This is a genomic window from Segatella hominis, from assembly GCF_004535825.1.
Taxonomy (GTDB): domain Bacteria; phylum Bacteroidota; class Bacteroidia; order Bacteroidales; family Bacteroidaceae; genus Prevotella; species Prevotella hominis.
The window spans coordinates 1-1,786 of record NZ_SGVY01000114.1 but is presented as its reverse complement, the minus strand read 5'-3'; the positions used below and the strand labels follow the sequence as shown (position 1 = coordinate 1,786).

General features: G+C 37.1%; 2 rRNA genes. Both read right to left on the bottom strand.

The annotated features are described in order from the left end of the window. Positions 1–412: ribosomal RNA gene (locus tag EXN75_RS17285) — 16S ribosomal RNA — on the bottom strand; the annotation flags it as partial. Positions 413–1,708: 1,296 nt separating this feature from the next. Continuing rightward, a 5S ribosomal RNA gene (gene rrf / locus EXN75_RS18750) occupies positions 1,709–1,786 on the bottom strand; the annotation flags it as partial.

The window sequence follows — 1,786 nt, the reverse complement described above, 5'->3', positions numbered from 1 at the left end:
ACGCTACTTGGCTGGTTCAGGCTCTCGCCCATTGACCAATATTCCTCACTGCTGCCTCCCGTAGGAGTTTGGACCGTGTCTCAGTTCCAATGTGGGGGACCTTCCTCTCAGAACCCCTACTGATCGTTGCCTTGGTGGGCCGTTACCCCGCCAACAAGCTAATCAGACGCATCCCCATCCATCACCGATAAATCTTTAATCCCATTCGGATGCCTTCGTGGGATGTCATTGGGTATTAGTCTTACTTTCGCAAGGTTATTCCCAAGTGATGGGCAGGTTGGATACGCGTTACTCACCCGTGCGCCGGTCGACGCCCATCAAAAGCAAGCTTTCGATGTCGTTTCCCCTCGACTTGCATGTGTTAAGCCTGTAGCTAGCGTTCATCCTGAGCCAGGATCAAACTCTCCATTGTAAAATATCATTTTTACTCTGCCTGTTCAGAAAAACAAGCGAAGTGTTTGTTGTCTGTACTTAGGACGAATATCCTTTTCGTTTATTGAAGCTTAGTAAACCTGATGTCAATTTCTTGACGGTTCGTTTCTTTTACCCAGTCAACTTGCTTATTTCTAAGAAGTTAACCGCTTCTTGTACTACTTGTCTGTTTATGTAAAATCTTTCAAAGAACTCTTTCTTTATCGCTTTGAGGAATGCTTGATTTCTCAAAAGCGAGTGCAAAAGTACAAACAATTTCTCAACCCACCAAACATTTCAAAGAAAAAGTTATTATTTTAACACTAATTTAACAGTAATAAGCGCAATCTTTCATATTTTACCTTATTTAGAGACAAGAATAGCACTCCTACTCAATAGAAAGATAAAGTAGAGATCTATCATCAACGAGGTCAAAAAACAGAACCTCAATCATACAACTAACAAAATTAAAATAAATCACTATTAAGTAAGAGAAGTTATAATAGAAAAGAGAAGTCATGAAAGAGAAGTTATGACAGAAAAAGAGAAATAATGACAGGAAAAAGAAATATAGATAAAAAGAGAAACAATGAAAGAAAGAAGAAAATGGGATAAAATAATAATTGAAGGAAGAGAATAATAAGAAAATTGTTATATATTAAATTTGAAGGGCAGGAATTACCCTGCCCTCATAGTTCTCGCATACTTCGTTTTCGCATCTACTTGATAGCCTCACCCATAAAGGGTACTAACTAAAAACCTATGTTATTTTCGATTGTAAAAGTAATAATAAAAAATGAATTCTACAAATAAATAGCGATTTTTATTTTGTTTTATAACTTATATTAAACTTACAAGAAGGAACTGGTAAAAAAATAGGGAAATAAAACGAAACTGGTAAAAAAAATAAGGATCTGAAAAATGTCGGATTAATAAATTGATAATGTATAGAAATCAATGAATCCAAAATAAGAAGAAAAGAGAATTAGAAAAATCTGCATAATCCTTTTCGAGTTCATGAAATCAGAAATCTGCGTCATCCTCCCAGACCGGCAGGTCTAAAATCTGCGAAATAAAGAAATGACAGGTAAAGAAGAGAACGAGAGAAAATCTGTGTAAATCTGTGAAATCTGTGGGACTAAAATAATCAATGAGAAAAAATCTGCGTCATCTGCGAAATCTGCGTGACAAACTAATATTCAGCGATAAGAAAAAACCAGCGGAGAAGAAAAAGATCCGCGGGAAGAAAAACAAAAAAGCCTCAGAAATCTTTCGAAATCTGAGGCTCTTCATTGAAAGGAGGCGGCGACCTACTCTCCCGCATTGCATTGCAGTACCATCGGCGCAAGTGGGCTTAACTTCTCTGTTCGGAATG